This window comes from Blastococcus sp. TBT05-19 (assembly GCF_003319095.1).
In the GTDB taxonomy this organism is placed as follows: domain Bacteria; phylum Actinomycetota; class Actinomycetes; order Mycobacteriales; family Geodermatophilaceae; genus Blastococcus.
Genome location: NZ_QOHI01000001.1, coordinates 100,935 through 125,620, shown reverse-complemented (window position 1 = coordinate 125,620; position 24,686 = coordinate 100,935). Strand labels below are relative to the sequence as shown.

At 75.4% G+C, this 24,686-nt stretch carries 27 protein-coding genes and 1 tRNA gene; 8 read left to right on the top strand and 20 right to left on the bottom strand.

All coding sequences use genetic code 11. The annotated features are described in order from the left end of the window. The first annotated feature begins 13 nt into the window (after nt 1-13). Both DQ244_RS00615 and DQ244_RS00610 read left to right on the top strand, forming a co-directional pair. The gene (locus DQ244_RS00615) at nt 14-979 is read left to right on the top strand and encodes a glucosyl-3-phosphoglycerate synthase (RefSeq protein WP_113809560.1); all 966 of its coding nucleotides are present in this window, start codon (nt 14-16) and stop codon (nt 977-979) included. 70 nt (nt 980-1,049) lie between these two features. Then, nucleotides 1,050-1,874 (top strand): glycerophosphodiester phosphodiesterase family protein, encoded by an 825-nt coding sequence (locus tag DQ244_RS00610; protein WP_113809559.1) that lies wholly within the window; start codon nt 1,050-1,052, stop codon nt 1,872-1,874. A gap of 4 nt (nt 1,875-1,878) precedes the next feature. Here DQ244_RS00610 and DQ244_RS00605 read toward each other — a convergent pair whose 3' ends face one another. Together DQ244_RS00605 and DQ244_RS00600 are read right to left on the bottom strand one after the other, a co-directional pair. After that, complete coding sequence (locus DQ244_RS00605; RefSeq protein WP_113809558.1) at nt 1,879-2,547, bottom strand: HAD family hydrolase; 669 nt, start codon at nt 2,545-2,547, stop codon at nt 1,879-1,881. Between the two features lie 68 nt (nt 2,548-2,615). After that, nucleotides 2,616-3,731, bottom strand: coding sequence for an NDMA-dependent alcohol dehydrogenase (locus DQ244_RS00600; protein WP_113809557.1), 1,116 nt, complete (start codon nt 3,729-3,731; stop codon nt 2,616-2,618). Nucleotides 3,732-3,890: 159 nt separating this feature from the next. Here DQ244_RS00600 and DQ244_RS00595 point away from each other — a divergent pair, with 159 nt between their 5' ends. Further along, a complete protein-coding gene (locus DQ244_RS00595; RefSeq protein WP_158544427.1) occupies nt 3,891-4,607 on the top strand; it encodes a TetR/AcrR family transcriptional regulator in 717 nt (238 codons plus the stop codon). 9 nt (nt 4,608-4,616) lie between these two features. On the opposite strand, the gene DQ244_RS00590 is transcribed toward DQ244_RS00595, so the two are convergent. The 5 genes from DQ244_RS00590 to DQ244_RS00570 all read right to left on the bottom strand — a co-directional run bounded on the left by DQ244_RS00590 (nt 4,617) and on the right by DQ244_RS00570 (nt 7,897). Continuing rightward, nucleotides 4,617-5,207: a TetR-like C-terminal domain-containing protein gene (locus tag DQ244_RS00590; protein ID WP_113809555.1), complete on the bottom strand. Its 591-nt coding sequence runs from the start codon at nt 5,205-5,207 to the stop codon at nt 4,617-4,619. Nucleotides 5,208-5,308: 101 nt separating this feature from the next. Next, on the bottom strand, nt 5,309-5,641 hold the full coding sequence (locus tag DQ244_RS00585; RefSeq protein ID WP_113809554.1) for a hypothetical protein: 333 nt from the start codon (nt 5,639-5,641) through the stop codon (nt 5,309-5,311). 42 nt (nt 5,642-5,683) lie between these two features. Continuing rightward, nucleotides 5,684-6,574, bottom strand: a complete 891-nt coding sequence (locus DQ244_RS00580) for a 1,4-dihydroxy-2-naphthoyl-CoA synthase (protein WP_113809553.1) — start codon at nt 6,572-6,574, stop codon at nt 5,684-5,686. Nucleotides 6,575-6,617: 43 nt separating this feature from the next. Further along, nucleotides 6,618-7,202, bottom strand: a complete 585-nt coding sequence (locus tag DQ244_RS00575) for a hypothetical protein (RefSeq protein ID WP_113809552.1) — start codon at nt 7,200-7,202, stop codon at nt 6,618-6,620. A gap of 212 nt (nt 7,203-7,414) precedes the next feature. Continuing rightward, nucleotides 7,415-7,897, bottom strand: coding sequence for an NUDIX domain-containing protein (locus DQ244_RS00570; protein ID WP_113809551.1), 483 nt, complete (start codon nt 7,895-7,897; stop codon nt 7,415-7,417). 138 nt (nt 7,898-8,035) lie between these two features. On the opposite strand from DQ244_RS00570, the gene DQ244_RS00565 reads away from it, so the two are divergent. From DQ244_RS00565 to DQ244_RS00550, 4 genes are read left to right on the top strand one after another with little or no spacing between them, the layout of a single operon-like run. Next, nucleotides 8,036-8,494, top strand: a complete 459-nt coding sequence (locus tag DQ244_RS00565; protein WP_233491083.1) for a MaoC family dehydratase — start codon at nt 8,036-8,038, stop codon at nt 8,492-8,494. A gap of 3 nt (nt 8,495-8,497) precedes the next feature. After that, the gene (locus DQ244_RS00560; RefSeq protein ID WP_113809550.1) at nt 8,498-9,070 is read left to right on the top strand and encodes a TIGR00730 family Rossman fold protein; all 573 of its coding nucleotides are present in this window, start codon (nt 8,498-8,500) and stop codon (nt 9,068-9,070) included. 52 nt (nt 9,071-9,122) lie between these two features. Next, complete coding sequence (locus DQ244_RS00555) at nt 9,123-10,058, top strand: alpha/beta fold hydrolase (protein WP_113809549.1); 936 nt, start codon at nt 9,123-9,125, stop codon at nt 10,056-10,058. Nucleotides 10,059-10,085: 27 nt separating this feature from the next. After that, complete coding sequence (locus DQ244_RS00550) at nt 10,086-11,201, top strand: NAD(P)/FAD-dependent oxidoreductase (protein ID WP_113809548.1); 1,116 nt, start codon at nt 10,086-10,088, stop codon at nt 11,199-11,201. Between the two features lies 1 nt (nt 11,202). Here DQ244_RS00550 and DQ244_RS00545 read toward each other — a convergent pair whose 3' ends face one another. The 13 genes from DQ244_RS00545 to DQ244_RS00485 all read right to left on the bottom strand — a co-directional run bounded on the left by DQ244_RS00545 (nt 11,203) and on the right by DQ244_RS00485 (nt 23,285). After that, nucleotides 11,203-12,237 carry a GGDEF domain-containing protein gene (locus DQ244_RS00545; RefSeq protein WP_233491082.1) on the bottom strand — a complete coding sequence of 345 codons (1,035 nt, stop codon included), beginning with the start codon at nt 12,235-12,237 and terminating at the stop codon, nt 11,203-11,205. Between the two features lie 84 nt (nt 12,238-12,321). After that, a complete protein-coding gene (locus DQ244_RS00540; RefSeq protein WP_113809547.1) occupies nt 12,322-13,155 on the bottom strand; it encodes a hypothetical protein in 834 nt (277 codons plus the stop codon). Nucleotides 13,156-13,419: 264 nt separating this feature from the next. After that, nucleotides 13,420-14,061 carry a class F sortase gene (locus DQ244_RS00535; protein WP_233491081.1) on the bottom strand — a complete coding sequence of 214 codons (642 nt, stop codon included), beginning with the start codon at nt 14,059-14,061 and terminating at the stop codon, nt 13,420-13,422. Nucleotides 14,062-14,065: 4 nt separating this feature from the next. After that, nucleotides 14,066-14,914 carry a DUF4397 domain-containing protein gene (locus tag DQ244_RS00530; RefSeq protein ID WP_233491080.1) on the bottom strand — a complete coding sequence of 283 codons (849 nt, stop codon included), beginning with the start codon at nt 14,912-14,914 and terminating at the stop codon, nt 14,066-14,068. A gap of 118 nt (nt 14,915-15,032) precedes the next feature. Beyond that, nucleotides 15,033-15,842 carry a hypothetical protein gene (locus DQ244_RS00525; protein WP_113809546.1) on the bottom strand — a complete coding sequence of 270 codons (810 nt, stop codon included), beginning with the start codon at nt 15,840-15,842 and terminating at the stop codon, nt 15,033-15,035. Nucleotides 15,843-16,095: 253 nt separating this feature from the next. Next, nucleotides 16,096-16,183: transfer RNA gene (locus tag DQ244_RS00520), tRNA-Ser, on the bottom strand. Between the two features lie 100 nt (nt 16,184-16,283). After that, nucleotides 16,284-16,802, bottom strand: a complete 519-nt coding sequence (locus tag DQ244_RS00515; RefSeq protein ID WP_147251430.1) for a hypothetical protein — start codon at nt 16,800-16,802, stop codon at nt 16,284-16,286. 89 nt (nt 16,803-16,891) lie between these two features. Then, a complete protein-coding gene (locus tag DQ244_RS00510; RefSeq protein WP_233491079.1) occupies nt 16,892-17,623 on the bottom strand; it encodes an HAD family hydrolase in 732 nt (243 codons plus the stop codon). Next, nucleotides 17,617-18,765, bottom strand: coding sequence for a non-hydrolyzing UDP-N-acetylglucosamine 2-epimerase (gene wecB / locus DQ244_RS00505; RefSeq protein ID WP_113809544.1), 1,149 nt, complete (start codon nt 18,763-18,765; stop codon nt 17,617-17,619). The genes DQ244_RS00510 and wecB overlap by 7 nt, the downstream gene beginning before the upstream one ends. Further along, nucleotides 18,762-19,880: an ATP-grasp domain-containing protein gene (locus DQ244_RS00500; RefSeq protein ID WP_113809543.1), complete on the bottom strand. Its 1,119-nt coding sequence runs from the start codon at nt 19,878-19,880 to the stop codon at nt 18,762-18,764. The genes wecB and DQ244_RS00500 overlap by 4 nt, the downstream gene beginning before the upstream one ends. Then, a complete protein-coding gene (locus tag DQ244_RS00495; RefSeq protein WP_113809542.1) occupies nt 19,877-21,166 on the bottom strand; it encodes an exosortase/archaeosortase family protein in 1,290 nt (429 codons plus the stop codon). Before DQ244_RS00495 ends, DQ244_RS00500 begins: the two co-directional genes overlap by 4 nt. Continuing rightward, complete coding sequence (locus DQ244_RS00490) at nt 21,163-22,593, bottom strand: glycosyltransferase family 2 protein (RefSeq protein ID WP_113809541.1); 1,431 nt, start codon at nt 22,591-22,593, stop codon at nt 21,163-21,165. Before DQ244_RS00490 ends, DQ244_RS00495 begins: the two co-directional genes overlap by 4 nt. Next, a complete protein-coding gene (locus DQ244_RS00485; protein WP_113809540.1) occupies nt 22,590-23,285 on the bottom strand; it encodes a PIG-L deacetylase family protein in 696 nt (231 codons plus the stop codon). Before DQ244_RS00485 ends, DQ244_RS00490 begins: the two co-directional genes overlap by 4 nt. 171 nt (nt 23,286-23,456) lie before the next feature. On the opposite strand from DQ244_RS00485, the gene DQ244_RS00480 reads away from it, so the two are divergent. Next, nucleotides 23,457-24,683, top strand: a complete 1,227-nt coding sequence (locus DQ244_RS00480; protein WP_113809539.1) for an MFS transporter — start codon at nt 23,457-23,459, stop codon at nt 24,681-24,683. Nucleotides 24,684-24,686 lie beyond the last annotated feature (3 nt).

Below are 24,686 nucleotides of genomic sequence, written 5' to 3'. Positions count from 1 at the left end.
CGACAGTGGAGCCGTGAGACCCGACGCCCGAGCCTGGTTCGCCGAGCGCACCACCACCGCGACCTCCCTGGCCGACCTGGATCCCGGCGCCCTGCTGCGCGCGAAGCGCCGGGGCGGGCACCGAGTGAGCGTGGTGCTGCCCGCGCGCAACGAGGAGGCCACCGTCGGCCGGCTCGTCGCGGACCTGCGCGAGCACTGGGTCCACCGCGTGCCGCTCGTCGACGAGCTGGTGGTCGTGGACTCGGACTCCACCGACGCCACCGCCGCGGTGGCCCGGGCGGCCGGTGCCGACGTCGTCGCCACCACCGACGTGCTGCCCGCGCACGGCACCCGTCCCGGCAAGGGCGAGGCGCTGTGGAAGTCGCTGGCCGCCACCACCGGCGACCTCGTCGTCTTCCTGGACGCCGACCTGCTCGGCGACGTGGCCCACTACGTGCCCGCGCTGCTGCGCCCGCTGCTCACCGATCCGCAGGTGCGGTACGTGAAGGGCTGCTACACCCGGCCGCTGGAGGTCGACGGCGCGGTCGTCCCCGCCGGCGGTGGCCGGGTGACCGAGCTGACCGCCCGGCCGCTGCTCAACGCGCTGTGGCCCGAGCTCGCCGGCGTCGTCCAGCCCCTGGGCGGCGAGTACGCGGGCCGCCGCTCCGCGCTGGAGCGGGTGCCGTTCGTCTCCGCCTACGGCGTGGAGGTCGGCCTGCTCATCGACCTGCTGCGCGCCGGCGGGCTCTCCTCGCTGGCCCAGGTCGACCTCGGCAGCCGCCGGCACACCTCGCAGGGCGTCGAGGCCCTCGGCGAGATGGCCGGGCAGGTCGTGGCCACCGTGCTGTCACGGGCGGCCGCCGCGCACCCGCGCAGCGGCGCGCTCACCCAGTTCCGGCACGACGGCACCGGCTTCGTGCCCCGGACCAGCGACGTCGCCGTCGACGAGCGGCCGCCGATGGTCACCGTCCCGGAGTACCGCGCCCGCCTCGCGGGGTAGCCGCGCGCTCACCGAGCGGGGCGGGGAAGATCTCTCCCGTGCCGCTCCCCCGTCCGCGCCCCGCCCTCCGGTGAGCGGCCCCGAGGTCGTCGCCCACCGCGGCGCCACCGCCGAGGCGCCCGAGCACACCCTGGCCGCCTACCGGCACGCCGTCGACATCGGCGCCGACGCCGTCGAGTGCGACGTCCGGATGACGCGCGACGGCGTGCTCGTCTGCGTCCACGACCGCAAGGTGCACCGCACCTCCAACGGCCGCGGCGTCGTCTCCACCCTGCGCCTCGCCGAGCTCGAGCAGCTCCAGTTCGGCGCCCGCCGCAGCCGGTTCAGCAGGTGGAAGGACGACGAGATCCTCGCCGTCGCCGACGAGCCGGACGTGGAGGACGGGCAGGTGCTCACCCTCGAGCGGCTGCTCGAGTACGCCACCGCGACGCCGGGGACCGTGCGGCTGGCGATCGAGACCAAGCACCCGACCCGGCACGCCCGCCGGGTGGAGCAGGAGCTGGTGCGCTGCCTGCGCCGCTACGGCCTGCTCGACGGCGACGCCCCGGTCGAGTGGGGCGGCAAGCCCGCGTTCCGGGTCATGAGCTTCTCCCAGCTGGCCGTGCGCCGGGCCCGCACGCTCGCCCCCGGGGTGCCGACCGTGCAGCTGATCGGCAAGCGGCTGCGGCCGGTCCGCAGCGAGCTGCTGACCGGATCCATGAGCGCCGTCGGCCCGGGGCTGGCGCTGCTGCGCGCCGACCCCGACTACGTGGCCCAGACCCACGCGGCGGGCAAGGAGATGCACGTCTGGACGGCGAACGAGCCCGAGGACATCGACTTCCTGCTCGACCTCGGTGTCGACGCGCTCATCACCGACCGCCCCGACGCGGTGCTCCGCCGGCTCGGGCGGCGCTGACGGCTCAGGCGGTGAGGTCGAGGCGGTCCAGCGCGGCGGCGATGTCGGCGGGGGTGTCGAAGATCTCCAGGGCGCCGGCGTCGCGCAGCTCGTCGTCGCCGAACCCGCCGGAGCGGACGACGATCGACGGCATCCCGGCGTTCTTGCCCGCCTCGACGTCGTAGACCGAGTCACCGACGAGGATGCTCGGCGCGTCGATCGGCTCGCCGAGCTTCTTCAGCGCCACCTGCAGCAGGTCCGGCGCCGGCTTGGTGGACTCGACGTCCTCGCTGGTGGTCCACGCCTCGGCGATGTCGCGGGCGTCGAGCAGGTCGAGGGCGTGGTCGACGTGGTGCGGCTTGCCGGAGCTGGCCAGCACGACCCGGTGCCCGCGCTCCTTGAACGCCAGCAGCAGCTCGCGCGCGCCGGGCAGCACCGCGACCTCCTCCATCAGCGGGTCGGCCTCGGTCACCCAGCGCTCGCGCGCCTCCTCCCCGATGCGCTCCTCGACGTCGTCGCCACCGAGGGCGGCCACGAGCTGGTCGCCGCCCATGCCGATCAGCCGGTGGATCCGCCACACCGGGAAGGTCTCCCCCAGCGACCGGAACGCCCGGTACCAGGCCAGGGCGTGCTGGTAGTTGGTGTCGACGAGGGTGCCGTCGACGTCGAGGACGGCGATGCGCGGAGAGCTCATGGGCCGCCTACTCCCCGCGCTACGCGGTCACCAACCCCACCCCGGGCCAATATGGCCATATTGGCCCCTCAGTCGGCGTGGACCAGGAGCCCTCGCACGGTCTCGCCGGCCGCCTGGTCGCGGTAGCCCTGGTTGACCTCGTCGAGCGAGTAGCGGCGGGTGATCAGCCGGTCCAGCTCGAGCCGGCCCTCCTCGTGCATGCGCAGCAGCCGCGGGATGTCGGTGAACGGGTTGCACGAGCCGAACATCGAGCCCTGGATGCGGTGCTCGAACACCGTGGCGAGCTGGCCGTTGACCGTGACGGACCCGTCCGAGGGCCGGTCGCCCAGCGCGGTGAGCACCAGCGTGCCGCCCTTGCCCAGGCAGGCCGCCGCGCCCTGGTACACCTCGGCCGACATCTTCCCCACGGTCACGACGACGACGTCGGCGCCCGTACCGCGGGACAGCTCGCGGGCCAGGCCGACGGCCTCGTCGGTGCTCACCACGGTGCGGGTGGCGCCCACCGACTCGGCGAACTCCCGCTTCATCGCAACCGGGTCCACGCCGATCACGTGCATCGCGCCGGCGTGCACCGCGCCCTGCACCGCGTTCACGCCGACCCCGCCGAGCCCGACCACGACGACGACGTCGCCGGGCCGCGTGCCGCCGGCGTAGACGGCCGAGCCCCAGCCGGTGGGCACGCTGCAGGCGGTTAGGGCGGCGGTGTCCAGCGGCAGCCAGGGGTCGATCTTCACGCAGGAGAACTCGCTGAGCAGGGTGTGGCGGGCGAACGCCCCGACCATGCAGAACCCGCCCAGCTCCTCGCCGTCCAGCCGGTACGGGTACCGGCCGCCCGGGAGGAGGCCGGTGGCGATCGTCGCGCCCTTGTCGCAGATGTTGGAGCGACCGGAGGCGCAGAAGCGGCAGTGCCCGCACGCGGGGAGGAAGCTCGTGACGATGTGGTCGCCCGGCGCCACGCCGGTCACACCCGGGCCGACGGCCTGGACCACGCCGGAGCCCTCGTGGCCGCCGACGATCGGGTACCGGCCGCCCGGGTTCGAGTGCCGCAGGTGCTCGTCCGAGTGGCACAGGCCGGAGTACGCCATCTCGACCAGCACCTCGCCCGGGCCGGGATCGCGGACCTCGAGCTCGACGATCTCGTACTCGGTCTCCGGCTCGCGCAGCACGGCGGCTCTGGTGAGCACCGGGGGTCCTCCTGAGGGCTGGTCGGAGGTGCGACGGTCACCGCACCGGGACGACATGCTGCCTGGTGACCGGGCAGCCCCCGGACGCGGGCCGCAGACGGGCGTACCGACCGGCCGGTCAGGTCGCAGATGCATACCCAGCGTGGTTATGCTGGCACCGTGGGTGACCTGAAGGACCGGCGAGCGCAGAAGAAGGCGCAGACGCGTGCGCACGTCCGCAGCGTGGCGCAGCAGATGTTCGCCGAGCAGGGCTTCGACGCCGTCACGATCACCGACATCGCCCGGCGGGCCGACGTCGCCGCCCAGACGGTGTTCAACCACTTCTCCACCAAGGAGGAGCTCTTCTTCGACGGCCGCGTGCCGTGGGTGCACGGGCCGGCGGACGCCGTCCGATCCCGCGAACCGGGCGTCCCCCCGTTGACCGCGCTGCGCGACTACCTCGTCGGCCTGGTCCGCCGCCGGTTCGTCGAGCTCGCGGGCAGCGACGCGCAGACCTACCTCGGCACCATCGAGACGTCGGGGGCGCTGCTGGTGCGGGAGCGCGAACTGGTCCACGAGAGCGAGCGGCTGCTCGCCTCCGCCCTGCACGAGGCGTGGACCGCCGCCGACCGCTCCGACGCCGCTCCCGCTCCGCACGACCCCGCGACCGCCGCGACGCTCACCGCCGCGACCTGGCTGGCGGCCGTGCGCTCGCTGATCGTCGGCCAGCGGAGCCGCATCCACCAGGGCGCCTGCCCGCGGGAGATCGGCGAGGCGCTGGGCCAGCTGGCCGAGCGGCTGTTCGACGCCATGGTGGCGGCCATCCCCGAGCTCGAGGCCCGGATCGGCGACGTGACGCTGCCTCCCGCGGACCGGCGCACCCCTCGCGCCAGCTGACCGGCACGGTCAGGCGGCGACCGGCTCCCCGACGCCGCGCACCATCGGCATGAGCAGCTCGTCCACCACCAGCGCCAGGTTCTCCGGCGTCAGCGGCTCGGCGAGCCGGTAGCGCTGCCACCAGAACGCCTCGAGCACCGTGGCCAGCAGTCGCTCGCGGTCGGGGCGCAGCGCCTCGCCGCGGGCATCGGCCCGGGCGGCCAGCTCGCGCACGGCCTCCCCGAGCGGGCGCACCACGGCCTCGTCCAGCCCTGCGCGCAGCTCCTCGTCGTGGCAGGCCGCCCCCGCGAGGCTGGCGACCGCCCGCTCCTCGCGGTCCAGCGGCAGGGTCCACCGCTCCAGCAGGCCCAGCAGGTCCTCCCGCAGGGAACCGCGGTCCTCGGGGACGACGACGAGCCGGAACCTGCCGACGGCGGCCCGGGCGAGGGCGGCCATCGTGGGCCAGCGGCGGTAGATGCCCGCCTTGCCCGCGCGGGCGCGGGCGGCGATCCGGTCGCTGTTGAGCCGACCCCACCCCTCGTCGGCCAGGATGTCGACGGCGACGGTGAGCAACTGCTCCGACAGCTCGGAGCTCAGCGGCCGGCCGGGGGCCCCGGTCACGACGCGGCTCCGCCAAGGATCATCTGCACCCGCACATAGTGGCCGCTCGGTGGAGTGACCACAATGATCTTCGTCGTACTCGTGTCGGCGACGTGCCCCGGTCAGGCTCCGGCAGCGCTCTCGACGTGCACCTGCAGCGCTGATCCGTCCGCCGACAGCCAGCCCTTCGCACGCGCCGCGGCGACCATCGCGTCCCACCGCGTGACCCAGTCCGGCGCGGTCGCGCGGGGCTCGGCGGCGGCCCGCAGCGCGGCGACGTCCAGGAACGCGGTGTCGGCGTCCTGGAGGCGGCCCAGGCCTGCCCGCTCCAGGGCCTGCGCGGCCTCCTCGTCGGTGACCACGCCCAGCGCCAGGTGCAGCCGACCGAGGTCGTCGACGTCGACCACCCGCGCCTCGGGGCGCTCGTCGGCGCCGGTCACCACCTCGACGATCATCTCGTCCTCCTCGTCATAGGGCCTTAATGGCCATTTCGGCCCTCAGACATGCCACGGGAACTGGGAGAAGTCGGGATCGCGCTTCTCCAGGAACGCGTCGCGGCCCTCGACGGCCTCCTCGGCCATGTACGCCAGCCGCGTCGTCTCGCCGGCGAACAGCTGCTGGCCCACCAGGCCGTCGTCGATCAGGTTGAACGAGTACTTGAGCATCCGCTGGGCGGTCGGGCTCTTGGCCACGATCTTCTTCCCCCACTCGAGCGCGGTCGCCTCGAGGTCCGCGTGCGGGACGACGCGGTTCACCATGCCCATCGCGTGCGCGTCGGCGGCGGTGTACTCGTCGCCCAGGAAGAAGATCTCGCGGGCGAACTTCTGGCCCACCTGGCGGGCGAGGTAGGCCGAGCCGAAGCCGCCGTCGAAGCTGCCGACGTCGGCGTCGGTCTGCTTGAACCGGGCGTGCTCGGCGCTGGCGAGCGTGAGATCGGCGACGACGTGCAGGCTGTGCCCGCCGCCGGCGGCCCAGCCGGGGACGACGCAGAGCACGACCTTGGGCATGAACCGGATCAGGCGCTGCGCCTCGAGGATGTGCAGCCGCCCGCTGGACCGGCCCTTGTCGTGCTCGTAGCCGTACTTGCCGCGCACCCGCTGGTCGCCGCCGGAGCAGAACGCCCAGCCGCCGTCCCTGGGGCTCGGGCCGTTGCCGGTGAGGATCACGCAGCCGACGTCGGTGGCCAGGCGGGCGTGCTCGAGCGCGGTGATCAGCTCGTCGACGGTCTGCGGCCGGAAGGCGTTGCGCACCTCCGGGCGGTCGAAGGCGATCCGCACGACGCCGGCGTCGACGGCGCGGTGGTACGTGATGTCCTCGAAGTCGAAGCCCTCGACCTCCGCCCAGGCGGAGCTGTCGAAGATCTCGGAGACGTCGTCGCGCGCGGTCATGCGCCGAACCTAGCCCGGGCTCTCGCGGGTCCGGGCGGGCGCGTCACTTACCGAGCAGGCCGCCGAGCGGCTCGGTGACCTTCGGGATGACCTCGACGACCGGGTCGAGCAGGTCGTCGATCCCGTCCTGGTCCTTGTCGCAGCCGCAGGTCCTCGGCGGTGGCTGCTGGGCGGGCGGCTGCTGCGCCGGCGGCTGCTGGGGCTGCTGGGCAGGCGGCTGCTGCGCCGGCGGCTGCTGGGCCGGAGCGGGGGCAGGGGCCGGGGCGGGCGCGGGGGCCTGGGAGCCACCGGCGGTCCAGCCCGAGCCACCCGGGTTCGCCGGAGCGGCGCCGCCGGTCGACCCCGGGCCGCCGTTGCCCGACGTGCCGCCCCCGGCGGCACCCCCGCCCGCGGCGCCGCCACCGGCAGCACCCGCGGCGCCGGCGGAACCGGGCTGCGCGTCGCCGGCCGGGTCTACCGGCGTCTCACCGGGGGCCGGCGTGCGCGACGCCTCCGTGGTGAGCCCCGCGGGGCCACTCGGCGGCGTGCTGCCCGGGCCGTTGCCGGCGAAGACCCCGTCGGAGTCCCGCGAGGAGCCGCTGTCCGCGCTGTCGGTGCCGCCGCCGATGAGCATCAGGGCCACCGGCACGGCGACGAGCAGGCCCGCGCAGATCAGGGCGAACGCCAGCCACAGCCCTTTGCGGCTGGTGCGGCGCTCGTGGCGTCCCTTGCCGGTGACGGTCGAACCGTGGCGTCCGGCGGGGGTGGCGGCGTGGCGGGACAGGACCGGCTCCTTCGTGGTGGTGCGCCGTCGGAGACCGACGGACAGATCAGGAGTGCCGTGCCCCGGTCACCGCCCGTTCATGCCTCGGATCCGGCGCGTCGCATCAGGAGCCACAGGCGTCCCAGCGTCGCGGCGAGCCCCGGGTGCAGCTCGACCTCGGCCAGCCGGGCCTTCGGCACCCAGGCGACGCCGTCGCTCTCGCCGTCCAGCCGCAGGTCGGCGGCCTCGAACGGGCGGGCCGGGGTCGCCAGCACCGTCGTGTAGGCCCAGCCGCCGTGGTCGTCGACCGACTGCGCGCCCAGCACCAGATCGGCCGCCGTCAGCCCCAGCTCCTCACCGGCCTCCCGCAGCGCGCCCGCCGTCGCCGCCTCCCCCGCGTGCAGCGCCCCACCCGGCGTGCCCCAGGTGCCGCCGTGGTGGGACCACCGCGCCCGGTGCTGCAGGAGCAGCTCGGGGCCGTCCACGCCGTCGCGGTGGATCAGCAGGCCGGCCGCGCCCGCACGGCCCCAGTGACGGTGTCCGGCGGCGCACACGGTCCAGCCGTCGGTCGAGCTCAGCACGCCGCCCAGTGAACCCGGTCGCGCGCCGTTCCAGCCAGCGCGGCAAGGTGTTCCCGGCGGAGTCGGTCTCTGCCCCCGTGTGTGGGCAGAGACCGAGCGTCCGCGGACCACATCGCAGGCTCCTGGGAGGGACACGACGTGAGCACCACGACGACCATGGCCGAGCTGGACGGGCTGATCGGCTCCGAGCTCGGCACCAGCGACTGGTACGACGTCGCCCAGGAGCACGTGAACCTGTTCGCCGACGCCACCGGCGACCACCAGTGGATCCACGTCGACGTCGAGCGGGCGACGAAGGAGAGCCCCTTCGGCGGTCCCATCGCCCACGGCTACCTGACCCTGTCGCTGCTCGTCCCGCTCTTCGCGCAGGTGCTCACGGTCACCGACGCCGTCATGGGCGTGAACTACGGCCTGAACAAGGTGCGCTTCCCCTCCCCCGTGCCGGTGGGCGCCCGGGTGCGGCTCACCGCGAGCCTGGCCGCCGTCGAGGAGATCACGGGCGGCAAGCAGCTGACCTTCTCCTGCGTCATCGAGCGCGAGGGCGGCGACAAGCCGGTCTGCATCGCCGCGCCGGTCTACCGCTTCTACGGCGGCTGACGCGTGCGGGTCGCCGTCTTCACCGGGTCGCACGCCGGCCCTCCCGACCACGCCGCGGCCGCCGCGGCCTTCGCCACGGCGCTGGCGGAGGCCGGCGTCGGCATCGTCTACGGCGGCGGCAAGGTCGGGATGATGGGCGTCGTCGCCGACGCCGCGCTCGCGGCCGGCGGCGAGGTCATCGGGGTCATGCCCCAGCACCTGGTCGACGACGAGGTCGCGCACCCGGGGCTGCCCCGCCTGGACGTCGTGCAGACCATGCACGAGCGCAAGGCGCGGATGGCCGACCTCGCCGACGTCTTCATCGCCCTGCCCGGGGCCGCCGGCACGCTCGAGGAGCTCTTCGAGGCCTGGACCTGGGGGATGCTCGGCCTGCACGCCAAGCCCACCGTGCTGCTCGACGTCGACGGGTTCTGGCAGCCGCTGCTCGACCAGCTGCGCCGGATGGTCGACGACGGCTACCTCGACGCGGGCCGGCTCGACGCCCTCGGCGTGGTGCCGGACGCCGCGGGTCTGCTGGCCTTCGTGGAGGGCTACGAGCACCCGCCGCGCAAGTGGCAGGCGCCGTCGTCGTCCTGACGACGGAGTAGATGTAACCCCACGGCAACACGAAACGTGGTGGACTGGGGCGATGCCGTCGCCGCAGGTCGCCGAGACCCGAGTCGTCCACGGGCACAAGCGCGCCTTCGTCCGGGCGGGCGAGGGCCCACCGCTGCTGCTGCTGCACGGCATCGGGAACAACTGCCAGACCTGGTCGAAGGTGATCGACCGGCTCGCCGAGACCCACACGGTCATCGCGCCGGACCTGCTCGGCCACGGCAACTCGGACAAGCCCCGCGGCGACTACTCCCTGGCCGCCTACGCCAACGGCATGCGCGACCTGCTCTCGGTGCTCGACATCGAGCACGCGACGGTCGTCGGCCACTCGCTCGGCGGGGGCATCGCCCTGCAGTTCGCCTACCAGTTCCCGGAGCGCTGCCAGCGGCTGGCGCTGGTCGGCAGCGGTGGCCTGGGCCCGGAACTGTCCGCCGGTCTGCGCGCCGCGACGCTGCCCGGCGCCGAGGTCGTCGTCACCGCGCTCGCCCAGGTGTCCGGGCCGCTCCGCACCGGGCTGCAGGCGGTGGAGAAGGTGGGCCGGGTGACCGGCTGGCGGCGGGTCGGTGACCTGGCCCAGGCGGTGGACGCACTGCTGGCGCTCAAGGACATCGAGGCCCGGCGCGCCTTCCTGCGCACCCTGCGAGGTGTCGTGGACGCGCGCGGCCAGGCGGTGACCGCGCTGGACCGGCTCTACCTCGCCGACTCGGTGCCGATGCTCGTCGTCTGGGGCGCCCGCGACCCGATCGTGCCCTCGCAGCACGCCGAGTCCGTGCGCTCGCTGGTGCCCAGCGCCCGGGTCGAGGTGTTCGAGGAGGCCGGCCACTGGCCGCACCTCGACGAGCCCGAGCGCTTCTGCGACGTGCTGCTGGACTTCATCGCCTCGACCGAGCCCGCGGCGCACGACCTGGACAGCTGGCGGCGCCTGCTGGCCCAGAACTGGGACGGCGTCCCGCGCCCCGTCGGGCAGTGAGTGCTCCGGCTGCCTAGCGTTCCCGTCGTGGAGCACTGGGACGTCGTCGTCGTCGGAGGTGGGCCGGCCGGGGCGGCGTGCGCCCTGGCGGTGCGGCAGGCCGCTCCCGGCGCCCGCGTGCTGGTGCTCGACCGCGCGGACTTCCCCCGCGACAAGGTCTGCGGCGACGGCATCGCGCCCGACGCGCTCGACGTGCTGGCGGGCCTCGGCGTGGATCCCGCCGACGTCACCGCCGGGTACCCCGCCGTTCCGCGGCTGCGGCTGCGCTCGCCCCGCGGGAGCACCGTGGAGCGGGCCACCGAACGCCCCTCGTACGTCGTGCCGCGCGCCGTCCTCGATGCCCGGCTGATCACGGCGGCGCAGGACGCCGGCGCCGAGCTGCGCCGGCGCACCGTGCGTGCCGTGACCTTCCGGCCCGACGCCGTCGAGATCGACGGCGCCCTCACCGCAGGGGTGCTGGTGGGCGCGGACGGCGCCGAGTCGGTGGTCCGCCGCGCGCTCGGCGTGCCGCGCAACCGGGACGACCAGCTCGCGGTGGCGATCCGCGGGTACGCGCCCGAGCCGCCGGGCCAGGCGGGCGTGCAGGTCATCACCACCACCGAGCAGCGCTGGCCGGCCTACGCGTGGTCGTTCCCGATCGGCGACGGGCGGGCCAACGTCGGCTACGGCGAGCTGGTCTCGGGCGGCGCCACCCGCGCCGGCCTGCTCCAGGGCCTGACCCGGCTGCTGCCCGGGGTCGAGCCGGCCGAACTGCGGGCGCACCGGCTGCCGCTCAGCACCGGGGTCCCCCGTCAGCCCGACGGGCGGGTGCTGCTGGCCGGTGATGCGGCGTCGCTGATCAACCCCCTCACCGGCGAGGGGATCTTCTACGCGGTGCTCTCCGGCGCCCTGGCCGGGCAGGCGGCGCTGCTCGGCGGAGGAGCCGGGGCCGCCTACCGCCGCGCGCTGGCCCGGCGGCTCGGCCGGCACCTGCGCTCCTCGTCGACGGCGTCGCGGCTGAGCCGGTGGCCGGTGCTCATGGACGCCGTCGTCCGCGGGGCCGGGCAGGACCAGCGGGTGTTCGACGACGTCGTCGCGCTGGGGCTGGCCGACGGCCGGCTCACCCAGCGCACGCTGGCCGCGGCGGTGCGCCGGCTGCGGTAGCTCAGCCGAACGCGGCCTCGACCCGGCCGCGCCCCCCGCGCTTGGCGGCGTAGAGGGCGTCGTCGGCCGCGGCGTACAGGGTGCGCAGCTCCTCGGTCCCGCGCGCGGCGTGCGCGACGCCGAGGCTGATGGAGAGGCCGTAGAGCGTGCCGTCGGGCAGCACCAGCGGCTCGCCGCGGACGGCGTCCAGGAGCTGCTCGGCGCGGCGCACGGCGTCCTCCCGCGAGCAGCTCTGCAGCAGGACCGCGATCTCGTCCCCGCCCATGCGGCTGACGACGGCGTCACCCGCGCGGGTCTGCTGCCGGATGATCCGGGCCAGGTGGACCAGGGCGTCGTCACCGGCGAGGTGCCCGTGCACGTCGTTGATGGACTTGAACTCGTCGACGTCCATGAGCAGCAGCGCCGTTCCGTCCTCGGAGCCGGCGCGGGCCAGGGCCGTGCTGAGCGCCTGGTCGAGCACCCGCCGGGTGACCAGCCCGGTCAGCGCGTCGACGTCGGCCTGCCGCTGGAGCGCCGCGACGAGCCGCTCCTGGGAGTTCGCCGAGCGGGCCAGCAGCATCCCGGTGACGCCCAGCATGGTGCCGAAGAAGACGAAGTCGGTGAGCGCGGAGTCCACCTTCGAGCTGGTGAACAGCATGATCCCGCCGGCCACCACCGTCTGGGCCGTGACCAGCAGCGCGCCGGCCGTGCGCAGGTGGAACCCCGCGTAGAGGACGACGAAGACGAGGAACGCCTGGGAGCGGGTCGAGGTGCCGCCCGCCGACACGGCCAGCGCGCAGAGCACCGTCACCCCGACGAGGGCCAGCCCGAGGAAGCCCCCGGCGCGGTCGAGCCGCTGCGGCGGGACCCGGGAGTAGATCCCGGCGACGACGAGGAGGCCGACCACGCACGCCCACACCACCGGCCGGCTCGCGTCGCCCTCGGCGCTGGGCCCGAGCACACCGACGAGCGCCATCATCGCGCTGCAGACGAGCAGCACGATCACTGCGGTGCGCGCGGCGGCGCGCGGCTCGCGCGCTCGCAGCGACGGGTGCATGGTCCTCACCCCCTCCCATCGGCACGGATCGGACGTCGGAACAGCGGTCCGGCGCAGATCACGACCGAGTCGTGACCGATCGGGTCAGCGCAGCGCCGTCACCATCGAGCAGCCGACGGGCCCCGTCACCTGCACCACGAAGCCGAGCTGGGCGAGCACGTCGGCGACCGTGGCGTTCATCAGCTCCAGGACGGCGCTCTCCGCCTCCGGCCCGCGGGACCCCTGGGCGCTCATCCGGGAGTGCGTGCGCCAGCTGACCAGGACGCTGCAGTTGCTGGTGTCGGGAGCCAGCCAGACCCCGCCGGACGGCGTCTCCTGCGCGGCGTCGTAGAGCGGCAGGCCGGCCTCGAGGAGCGCGGAGGCGATCTCCACGACCAGCGTCGTCAGCGGGTCGGTGTCCGACAGCAGGGCGTCCCAGTCCTCGGGCAGCCGGTCCAGCTGGTCGCCCAGCTCGGTCAGCCAGGCCCGGTCCTCGGGCGTGGGGCGGGGCGCGACGGTCCCGTCCGCGCGGCGGGCACCGAACACGGCCACGGCGGGGACGTCGGAGTCCAGCAGCGCCCAGTCGGCGTCGAGCCGGTCGTCGAACGGACCGCTGAGCACCTCCGCGTTCTCGCCGACCAGCCACCAGGTCGGGGCGGCCGGGGCCGGAGCGGGCTCCGGGCGCTCGGCCACGGCGACCGCCTGCGGTCGCGCCTGCGCCTCGGCGCCGCCGCCGGCGGGGGTGCCACCGGCGACCCGACGACCCGCGGGGTGGTTGCTCATGCTGCGGGCGATCGCGGCCTCGGCGGTGCGGGCACCGTTGCGCTCGAACTCGTACCGGGCGGTCGAGCTGGAACCGAGGAGCACCACCACCGCTGTGGACAGGAGAAAACCCAGCAGTGCGGTGGTCGGCCACAACAGCAACGTGCCCATGCTCACGGGGAGACTCCTCGACGCCCTGACCGCGGCGGGAAGTACCGCGGTGTGGTGCAGAAGTTACGGCTCCCCGGGGCCCCGACCGACCGGTTCCGGACCACCCCGGACCGCCCCGTCACCGGATCGTTGCGACGGGCTCCCCGATCCGGTGGTGACCCCTCGCCCGGGGCGCCGCCATGTCGACATCGGCGGCGCTGACCTGCGGAAACGCGCCCCTCAGGGCTGCAGGACACCACCGGTCGTCGCGACCCGGCTGCGTGTCAGGGCTCACGCCGAGCGCGCGAAGACGACGACGTTGTCCTCGTAGCTGCGCCGCGAGCTGTCGAACTCACCACCGCAGGTGATCAGCCGCAGTTGCGCGTCGGGTGTCGGGCCGTAGACCTCGTCCGTGGGGAACGCGTCCTTGGGGTGGCGCGCGACCCGGGTCACCGTGAACCGGGCCGTCGACCCGTCCGCGCGGTCGACCAGCACCTCGTCGCCGGCGACGACCTCGCGCAGCCGCCAGAAGACGGCCGGGCCCGCGGTGGAGTCCACGTGTCCGGCCAGCACCGCCGGGCCGACGTCCCCCGGTGCCGGCCCGCCGCCGTACCAGCCGGCCTGCCCGAAGTCGGCCGGCGTCTCCAACGACCCGTCGGCCAGCAGCCCCAGCCGGTCCAGCGTGCTGTCGACGTCGATCCGCGGCACACGCACCCGCACCGGTTCCGGGGTCGCCCGCAGGGCGCCGGCCTCGGCGACGACCGAGGAGCCCTGGTCGGCCGCCGGGCCGGCGGGGGACGGAGGAGGAGGGGCCGCGGGGCCGAGGACGAGCACAGCTCCCACGACGCCGGCGAGCACGACCCGCCCGCCGAGCAGCCGGCTCGGCGGACCGTGTCCCCTCGGCGCCCGGCGGCGCCCGGCGCGGTGGCGCACCGGATCAGGCGGACGGGCTGTGCCGGCCGGCCGTCGACCGCCGGCCGACTCCGACGGCGACGAGGCCGACGAGACCGGCGCCGAGCGCGGCGGCGACCGGGAGCCCGGACGGCGACGAGCCGCCGGCCGCCCCGCCGGCGCCGGCCTCCACGCCGCCGACCGGAACCGCACCCGCGCCCGCGGCGTCGAGCACCGTGCGGACGGTGAGCCCGCCTCCGGGACGGTCGAGGACGAACAGGCTGTACACCGAGCCGGCGGCCACCTCGATGGGCACCTCCGTGGACGTGCCCTGCGCGGTGAGCGTCAAGCGGTCGGTGCCGGCGGGGAGGGCGGCGTACTCGCCGGTCCGGGCGAAAGCCAGGTCGGTGGCCAGTGACGCGTCGCCGGCCACGGCGTCCAGGTTCGGTGCCGTGGCCGCGGCGGCGACGACCCGCACGCGCGCCTGTCCGCCGGCCGGCGGGGTGAGGTCGTCCTGCAGGACCTCCAGGCCGAGGTCCGCCGCGGGTCCGACGCCGGCGACCGTGCGCGCGCTGCCGGCGGCGATCTCGACCGTCGTCGACAGCGCCGGCGGGCTGTCCGGAGCGGCTCCCGCCTCGCGCATGCTGATCGCGTAGACGCCCGGCGGCACGGCCTGGTAGTCGGAGATCGTGCCGTAGTTGACGCCCGGCACGGTCAGCAGCGCGGTCCCGTTCCCCGGATCGGCGACCGAGTCGACGTACACGTCGACCGCGGGGGTGTCCGGCGACAGGTGAGCCAGGCGCAGCAGCCCGGTCTCCGCGGCCTGCGCCGGGGAGAGCAACGCCGTCGTCAGCGTCACGAGCAGCGCGACGAGGACGGCACAGATGGTCCGCACGATGTGTTCCCCCAGAGTTCTCCGACCCCCGCGAACCGACGGTGCCGCACGCGACGTGCGCTACCGAGTACTACGAGTACCCGTCGAACGGCGGTTCCGCACGTCCAGGACGGCTCCGTCAGCGGGTGGCCTCGCCGACGACGGCGTCGGGTCCGGGCGCGTAGTCGAACGCGATCAGCACGCCCTCGTCGCTGACCTCGACCGTTGCGGGGGCGAAGGGAGGCAGCTGCGCGTCCAGCCACGAGACCAGTCGGCGCGTCGCGGCGTCGTCGTCCGGCACTGGGCGTCCGCCGTACGCGTCCACGAGGACCCGGCGGGCGGGCGCGGTGCCCGGTTCCTCGCCGGGCAGACGGGGGAAGGCCGCCAGCCCGAGACCCTGCTGCGCGGTCGCCGCGCCGATGAGCGCCAGCAGGCGGGCGTCGACGTCGGCCGCGGACAGCACCTCGCGGGCGTTCCCCCCGGTGCGCGTGCCCGGGTTGGTCAGGATCGCGGCGGCGAGGGTCTCCCGCTGCCGTCGCTGGTCCGGCGTCGGCTCGACGGGCGCGGGGTCGACCAGGAGCAGGGGGGCGTCCCCCTCCCGCTCGAAGCGCGCGAGCAGCCGGCTGCCCTCGGGCGCGGTCTCCGCCAGGACCAGGGCGGGGGTGGCGGAGTTCCCTGCGGCCTCCGGCACCGGGTCCCGCAGCAGGGCGGCATCGGCTCCCGCCCCGAGGAGGTCGTCCCGCAGTCCGGGAGGGGCCGCGACGGACGCGCCCTCGGGCAGACCGGCGTCCAGCCAGGCGATCAGCGTCTCGGGGACGGCGACCTCGACGTCCGGAGGGCCGTCGGCGCCGGGAGCGGCGTCGCGCCGCACGACCACGACCACGACGACGGCGGCGACCGCGGCCAGGGCGGCGACGAGGAGCAGCCACCGGCCGCGGGCCCGTGCCACGGTCCGCCGGCGCGTGCCCCCGGCGCGACGGTGGGCGGCTCGACGAGCGCCGCCTGACGTCGTGGGCGGCCGCGGCGCGTCTCCGCGGTCGCCGGGCGCGGCGTGGCGCGGGCCGCCGCCGGACCGGATCACAGGCGCTCCTCCCAGCCCGCTCCCCCGTGCGCACAGATCGTAGGCAGCTCGGTCCCGGCCGCGCGCGCCGTCGCTCCCGCGGAGGGGTCGTCGACGGACGGTCTCCTCCCCGGACGAGGAGCGGAGGGCGTGGGATTCGAACCCACGAAGAGGGATCACCTCTTAGCGGTTTTCAAGACCGCCGCACTAGGCCGCTATGCGAGCCCTCCCAGCACTGCGCGCATGCTACGGCGCCGCTCGGACCGGGGCGGGCACGAGGACGACCGAGAGCCCCGCCCCGGTCGGGGAGGGGCTCTCGGTCGGGCGGGATCAGGCGCGGACGGCGGCCCGGCGGATCATGCGGCGCACGAAGAGCACGCCGAACACTCCTCCGGCCACGAGCGCGATCGCCAGCCCGGTCCCGTTGCCCAGCAGGGGCAGCGGGGTCGACGGCGCGCACTGCGGCGCCGAGGACGCCGACCAGTACGTCAGCGTGGTCCGGTCCAGCTCCCACCGGAACGTGCTCACGTCCGCCGCCTTCACGGTCAGCGAGAACACGCCCCGGTGCGTGCCGACCGAGAACGACTGCGGCTGCGCGCCCTGGTAGGCCGTAGGGGAGATCCGGTTGTCCACCCCGTACCGGATCGTCGTCGACGCCTTGTACGTGTTCGAGTAGCCGAAGACGACGGTGTAGGTCCCGTCGGTGTTCTCCCGGTAGCAGTCGACGAACGGGGCGACCTGGGCAGGCGCCGCCGCGGCCACGCCGGGGACGGCAGACAGCCCGACGGCGACGCAGACGGCCACGAGGACGCCGAGCATTCGGGAGCGGCCGGTCGTCTTGGTCCTCATGCACACACCTCGGATCGGGGGTGGCTGACCCACCCATGAGACCGCCATCGGCTCCCTGGGCTCCTGACTGGAGCCCTCGGCGGCCGACCTCACCCGAAGGAGTGAGCGGGCGCGAGCACGCGCAGCGCCAGCTCGGCCGCCTCGGGGAACGAGTCGACGACGGCCCAGGCCGGCGGGGTGTCCGGCGCGGAGGCGTACTCCCCCTGCCGGATCCGGATGGCGCGGGCACCGACGGCGGCGGCGACGGCGACGTCCTTGCCGGGCCGGTCGCCGATGACGAGCAGCCGGTCGGCGGGCACGTCCATCCGCTCCGCCAGCACGGTCAGCCCGGCCGGGTGCGGCTTGCGCATGGCGCGGCCGCCGAGGTCGTCGGTGATGACGACGGCGGGCAGCAGCGGCGAGAGACCGGTCGCGGCGAGCTTGGCCGCCTGGATGGTGGGGTGGCCGTCGGTGATGCAGCCGACCGGCACGTGGGCGAGCAGCGACCGAAGCGCGTCCTCGGCACCCGGGTACGGGTCCAGCCGGTCGGGGGTGTGCCCGGTGAACGCGGCGACCAGCGGCGGCACGAGGCCGGGCAGCGCCGCCTCGGGCACGCCGACGGCGAGCAGCGCCCGGTCGATGGTGCCGCCGGTGTCGGAGCCGGTGGCCAGGCAGGCGGCCAGCGCCCTCGTGACGGCGTCCCCGTCCAGGCCCAGGTCGCCGGCGGCCCGGCCCACCGAGACCGCGGCCCCGGCGAGGTAGTCGGCCTGCGGGTAGAGCGTGTCGTCGAGGTCCACGACGACGCCCAGCGGCGGAGGGCCGTCCCAGCCCGGGGTCACCACGGCAGGTGCCCGTCGGTGAAGTCCGGCTCGGTGAGCGCGAGCAGGGCGTCGGTGCGCTCGTCGGCCAGGATCTGGGCGATGCGCACGCCGGTCGTGCCGTCGCCGTAGGGGCACGGCAGCGTGGCGGCGCGCTCCTGCCCGGCGGCGGAGCTGTGCGCCGTCGCGGCGGCCATCACGCGGGCCGCGGCGTCGTCGTCGGCCAGGCCGGCCAGCGTCGTCGTCCCGGCCTCCACGCCCTCCCAGCGGGGGGTCGAGGCCCGCAGCACCACCACGGGGACACCGAGGTAGGCGGCCTCCTCCTGGATGCCACCGGAGTCGGTGACCGCCAGCCGTGAGGAGGCGAGCGTCGCCAGCAGCGTGTCGTAGTCCAGCGGCGCCGTCAGCGTGACGCCCGGGTGCGCCAGGTCGGCGGCCAGCCCGGTCTCCTCCAGCCGCCGGGCGGTGCGCGGGTGCACCGGGAAGGTGACCGGGCCGATCGTGTCGGCCAGGCCGCGGACGACGGTGACCAGCCGGGCCAGGCGGGCCGGGTCGTCGACGTTGGTGGGCCGGTGCGCGGTGACCAGGACGCCGGCGCGGTCGGCGACCGGACGGGGCGCGACGCCGCGCGCCACGAGCGTGTCGATCACCGGGTTGCCGACGACGAAGATGCGTTCCTGGGGAACGCCCTCCGCGGCGAGGAAGGCCGCGGCGCGGGCGGTGGGCGCGAAGTGCACCTGCGCCGAGGCGGCGGCCACCTTGCGGTTGACCTCCTCGATGCTGCGCTGGTTGAGGCTGCGCAGCCCGGCCTCGACGTGACCGAACGGCACCCCCGCCCCGCGGGCGGCCAGCGCGTAGGCGGGCACGGTGTTGGTGTCGCCGAGGGCGAGCACGAGGTCGGGGGAGAACTTCGCCACCGCGGCGGCCGCGTCGGCGTGCAGGGCGCCGGTGCGGGCGGGCTGCTCGGTCGGCAGCGAGAACCGCAGGGTGGGGGCGAGCCCGAGGGCGTCCTGGAGCTCCGAGCTCAGGGCGGGGTCGGTGTGCTGCCCGGTGTCGACGACGGCCACCTCGTGACCGGCGGCGGTCAGGGCATGGACGACCGGGGCGAGCTTCACGACCTCGGGGCGGGTGCCGAAGGGCACCAGCACGTGCCGGCGGCGGGTCATGCCGGCACCTCGACCTGGACCGCGGCGGGCGCGCACGGGTCGGCGACGGGCGTTCCGTCGGCGGCCGTGTACGTCTCGGCGAAGTAGCGGCTCATCCGCACACCCGGGGTGAACCAGAGGAACGGCAGCTCCGCCTGCGGGTCGCGGATGCCGGACAGGTAGGCCGAGACGACGTCGGCGCCGGCCGCCAGCGTGAGCGGCAGGCCACCGGAGAACCGCGGGTTGATCTCCACGACCGTGGCGGTCCCGTCGTCGGCGACGAAGCCCTGCACGTTGGCCGGGCCGGTCAGGCCCACCGCGGCCAGCGCGTCGGACACCAGGTCGGTGACGGCCGGGGAGGCGAAGGTGGTGCCCTTGACCGAGATGCCGGCCTTGGTCTCGTCCCGCCAGCGGGGGACGACGGTGAGCAGGCGGCCGTCGCGGTCCACGAGCGCGTCGGCGGTGAACTCGCGCCCGCTCAGCCGCGTCTGGGCGATGAGCCCCGGATCGGCCGACAGGGCGGCGACGACGGCGTCGCGGTCGTCGAGCAGCTGCAGCCCGCGGCTGCCGCGCCCCGAGTTGGGCTTGACGATCCACGGCCCGGGCAGGGAGCCGGCGCCCTCGGCGGTCGTCGCCGTCGGCGGGGAGGGCACCCCGGCCTGGTCCATGCGCTCGGCGAAGGCGCCCTTGTCGCAGCACAGGTCGACCGCGGCGAGGTCGGGCAGCCAGGTGGCCACCCCGGCCGCGGTCAGCCGGTCGACGCCGGCGGTGAGCGTGGGCAGCTCCTCGGCGACGGTGCCGATGAGCGCGTCCACGCCGTAGACCGCGACGGCACCGAGCAGCGCGTCGAGGAAGCGGGGGTGGTCGCCCGGCGGCAGGGTCACGGCCACCGAGGCGAGCGCGCCGCCCGCGGCGGTCGGATCGGCGTCGGCGGCCACGACCCGGTGCCCGAGGGCCACCAGCCGGCGGACGACGGAGATCCCGGCCGGCCCACCGGCTCCGGTGACCAGCACCGTCGCCCGGGCCGGCAGAGGAGCCGGGGCGGGAGCGGGAGCGGGGACCTCGGCCCACAGGTCGGGCGAGGACAGCTGCACGTCGAGCGGGTTGCGCGGCGAGGGGAGCGGCGGGCGGGTCATCGGGGGTCCTCCGGGTGGAGCGGGGGTCGGGCGAAGCTTCGGGGGTGCGGGAGCCGGGCCGGCGGGGCGGGCTCCGGAGAGCGCGCCGGGGCCGGCACCGGCGGCGGGGGGCCGGCGGCCCGGAAGACGATGTCGTCGTCGACCACGTCGATCACGTCGTCGAACTCGTCGTCGATCAGGTCGTCGAACACGTCGTCGATCGGCACCGGGACCGGAGCAGGGACCGGAACGGGGGCCGGCACCGGGACCAGGGCCGGCTTCGGGACCGGGATCGGGGTCGGGGTCGGGGCACCGGTCCGGCGGGCGGACAGCCAGCCACGGGCCCACAGCCGCACGGCGGCGATGCGGTCGTTCGTCACCGGTTCCCACTGGCGCGCGGCGATCGCGTCGGCGAGGGCGTCCAGCACGTCGAGGTCCTCCTCGTACGTGGCGATCGCCAGCAGCGACGCGATGTGCGCGCCGAGGCCGTCGGCCACCAGCGCGCGCACGGTCTCGATCCGCTGCTGCGGCGGCTGGTGCCCGATGCGGTAGTCGATCCGGCCGGCCTCGCGGCGGGCGGCCAGGCGGCGGGACACCCACCGGGGCAGCACGTAGCGGTGCAGGTAGCCGGTCAGCGAGGCCCGCCGGCCGCCGGTCGACGGCTCGACGTCCTCGACGCGGTAGCCCAGGCCCGGGCGCGCCCAGGTCGTCGGCCGCCCGGCGGTGTGCCGCCCGGCGACGTCCTGCTCCGCGCGCTCGGCGATCGGCAGCGTGAAGTGGACCATCACGAGGAAGCCGCCCAGGGTGGCGGCGAGAGTCCACACCGTGCCGACCCAGTCGTGGAACAGCACCATGGCCGGCTGGCCCCAGTGCACGCCGGCCAGCGCCGAGGCGACCAGCCGGAGGTCGTTGGCGACCACCACGGAGACCAGGCCGATGGCCAGCCCGAGCACCGCGTGCCAGCGCCGCCGGCGCAGCACCGCGAAGGTCAGCGCGGTGAGGCCGATGACGGTGAGGATCGACGAGCAGGACGTCGTCACCTCGCCGTCGAGCACCTCGCCGTCCCGGAACATCAGGATGTGGCCCGGGAAGACGTCGGAGACCCGGTCCTCGCCGAAGAAGTGCAGGATCGCGACGGTCCAGCGGGCCTCGTGCTCCTTGAACCAGGTCGCGCCGAAGGTGTAGCCCAGCAGGCAGATGGCGACGGTGATGCACAGCTCGACCAGCACGGTCACGCGGCGCCGGGCGCCACCGCGCACGACGACGCGGCCGCGGATCGAGCGGGGCAGCGACGAGGAGGCGCTCATGCCTGCCCACCCGCCGGGGACGGCGCCACCGTGGAGGTGCCGCCGGACCGGGTCGTCTTCACCCAGGTGTACTGCCGCCCGAGCATGCCGTCGAGGTAGGCGCGGGTGGTGATCCAGATGGACAGCGCGAACGCCGGGATGAAGCCCAGCAGCGACCAGGCGGCCCGCCGCTCGACCCGGCCCACGAGCAGGCCGACGGTGAGTTCGGCCAGCGGACCGACGAACAGCAGCATCGACAGCGGCAGCAGGCCGATGATCGGCTCGTCGCCGACGCCGAACGCCCGCAGGACGGTGAGCAGCACGCCGATCCCGCTGAGCACCGGCACGTGGTAGCCGAGCAGGAACAGCAGCGACTCCGCCTTCTCCACCACCGTGAGGTGGGGCGAGCGGAGCATGGACCACGTGTAGTCGCGGAAGCACTTCTGGTGGCCGCGGGCCCAGCGGTAGCGCTGCGTCCAGAAGCGCTGGGCGGTGACCACCGCCTCCTCGTAGTCGATCGCCGAGACGTCGTAGCGGACCCGCTGCCCGGAGAGCAGCACCCGCAGCGTGAGGTCGGTGTCCTCGGTGACCGTCTCGGTGTTCCAGCCGCCCAGCGCCCGCAGCGTCGTCATCCGGACGGCGCAGTTGGCGCCGCCGTAGGCGGGCAGCTCGAACAGCGCCTGCCGGCCGTACTCGTTGACCAGGTAACCGGACAGGAAGTCGACGAAGACCGTGGTGGCCATCGTCGACTCCTGGCCGTTGCGGATCACGCAGCGGCCCATGACGGCGCCCACCGAGGGGTCGCGGAAGTGCCGGACCAGGCGGCGCAGCGCGTTGGGGTCGGGCTCGTGGTCGGCGTCGAAGACGAGGACGATCTCGGCGTCGACGGTGGCCAGGGCGTCGTTGAGCGCGCCGGACTTGCCGCCGCCGGAGTTCGGGGCCCGGTGCAGCACGCGGAGCCGCGGCTCGAGGGCGGCCCGGGCGTCCAGCCGCGCCCCGGTGCCGTCGTCGGATCCGTCGTTGACGACGACGAGGGTCAGCTTGTCCGGCGGGTACTCGAGCCCGAGGAGGGCGGTGATCATCCCGTCGACGACGAGTTCCTCGTTCTTGCAGCCGACGAAGACCGCGACCTCGGGCGTGTACCCGTCCAGGTCCACGTCGGGGGCCAGCAGGTCGGCCTCGGCCCAGCGCGCGGCCGCGACGGCGAACGCCAGGTGCCGGAAGAAGAAGACGGCGAAGACGACGTTCAGGGCGCCGGCGATGACGCCGAACACCGGGTCGGTCCCGAAGGCGACGATCGCCGCGACGAGCGCGACGACGTAGCCGACCAGCACCAGCCGTCGCCCGTCGGGCCGTGCACCGTGCGCCGACCCGCTCGCCGGCACGGAGCCGGCGAGCGGGGCAGCGGGGGCACGGCCGTCGGGGACGACCGCCGGGACGGGGCTCATCGCGCGGCAGCCGCCGTGCGGTGGGGCGCCGGGACGATGCGGGTGGACGAGCGCCGGCGGTCGGCGACCGGAGCCGCCGGGGCGAGGTCGAGGACCATGCGGGTGGGCTGGAAGGCCTCGGCGTAGCCGATCCGGGCCTGGGCGCCCCAGTGGCGGGCGGAGGCCTGCACCGCGTCGGGCTCGACCATCGGCGAGTTCTCGACCTGCGAGGAGTGGGCCGCCAGCGCCGCGAGCTTGCCCGACAGGTGGGCGGTGACGTCGACGAACACGGTCGGGGTGAAGGTGAGGGTGGAGGGGCTCTGGTAGTGCAGGACGCGGGCGAGCCGGCGGGCCGCGGAGAGGGTGGCCGCGGCGGCGGCCCGGTGGTCCTGGTGGCTGTCCTCGGGAGCGTGCACGTAGACCAGGTCGGCCGAGGTCTCGGCGAGGACCTGCTCGATGACCTGCACCGTGCCGCTGTCGGCGGTCATCCGGCAGTCGACCAGCCCGCCCCAGCGCAGGCCCGCGCCGAGCACGGCGGCGGCGGAGCGCTGCTCGAGGTGCCGGTTGGCCGTACCGGGGCCGCTCTCCCCGCCGGTCATCACCAGCATGGTGACGCGGTCACCGGCGGCGGCGTGCGCGAGCAGCGTCGCGCCGCACCCCAGCTCGATGTCGTCGGGGTGGGCCCCGACGGCCACAACGGACTTCCCTGCCATGGTCTCTTCCTGTCGACCAGATGCCCCGGGCGGACCGCCCGGTTCCTCACTCGACCGGATGATCGACACGTAGGGCGCAGTCCTGAAGTGCGAACTTCCTCTCCATCTGCGCGAACGCTCTGTTGCCGACCCGCCGGTGCCGCATCCCGGGCCGGGGGTGAGCATGGAGCCATGACGGGGGCCGGGACACAGCACGAGGACGCCGCCACCGATCGCCGTCGCCGGAGCCGGTTCCTCGTCCTGCCCGCCGTCGTCCTGGTGCTGGTCGCGCTCTGCCTGCGCGCGCCGTTCGCCGCCGTCGGTCCGCTGCTCGGCGAGCTGGGCGACGAGCTGTCGCTGTCCACCGGTGCGCTGGCCGTCGTCACCGCGCTGCCGCTGGTCTGCTTCGGTCTGGTGTCGCCGTTCGCGCCGGCGCTGGCCAGCCGGCTGGGGGTGCACCGGGCGGTGCTCGTCGGCGTCGTCGTGATCGCAGTGGGCGTGCTGCTGCGCCTGGCCGGGGCGCCCGGGCTCTACGCGGGCACGGTGCTGCTCACCAGCGGGATCGCCATCGCCAACGTGCTGCTGCCCGCCGCCGCCCGCGCGGACTACGGCGACCGCAGCGCCCTCGTGCTGGGCATGGTCGTCGCCTCGATGGCCGCCTCGGCGAGCATCGGCGCCGGCCTCGCCCAGCCGCTGGCCGACGTCGCGGGCAGCGCCGTCGCCGGCCTGGTCCTGTGGGGAGTGCTCGTGGTCGCCGCCCTGGTCGCCATGGCCGCGCTGGCCCGGGCGCGACGCGACGTCCCCCGCCCGCCGGCCGCGCCCAGCGGCGCCCGCACCGCCGTGCTCCGCGACCGCGTGGCGCTGGCGGTCACGCTGTTCTTCGGGTTCCAGTCGCTGGCGTTCTACGCGATGCTGACCTGGCTGGCCGAGATCCTCGAGGCGCAGTCCGGCACCTCGGCGGTGGCGGCCGGCGGGATCCTGGCGCTGGCCACCGCGCTGGGGCTGCCGGCGTCGCTCGTCGTCCCCCCGCTGGCGGCCCGCCGCCCCGGCCAGCGCGCCTGGGTGCTGGTGGGCACGCTGCCGGTGCTCGTCGGGCTCGCGGGCCTGCTGCTCGCCCCGGCGGCGGCACCGCTGCTGTGGGCGTTCCTCTACGGGCTGGGCACCGGGGTGTCGTTCCCGCTGGCGATGACCATGATCCTGAAGCGCACCCGGGACGTCGGGCAGACCGGGCGGCTCTCGGCGTCGGCGCAGAGCGTCGGCTACCTGCTGGCCGCGACCGGGCCGCTGGGCGTGGGACTGCTGCACGAGGCGACCGGCGGCTGGGAACCCGGCCTGGTGCTGCTGCTGGTCGTCGTCGCCGCGCAGCTGGTCGTGGGCCTCGCCGCGGCCCGGCCCCGCCTGGTGGGCCCCGCCGTCTGACGG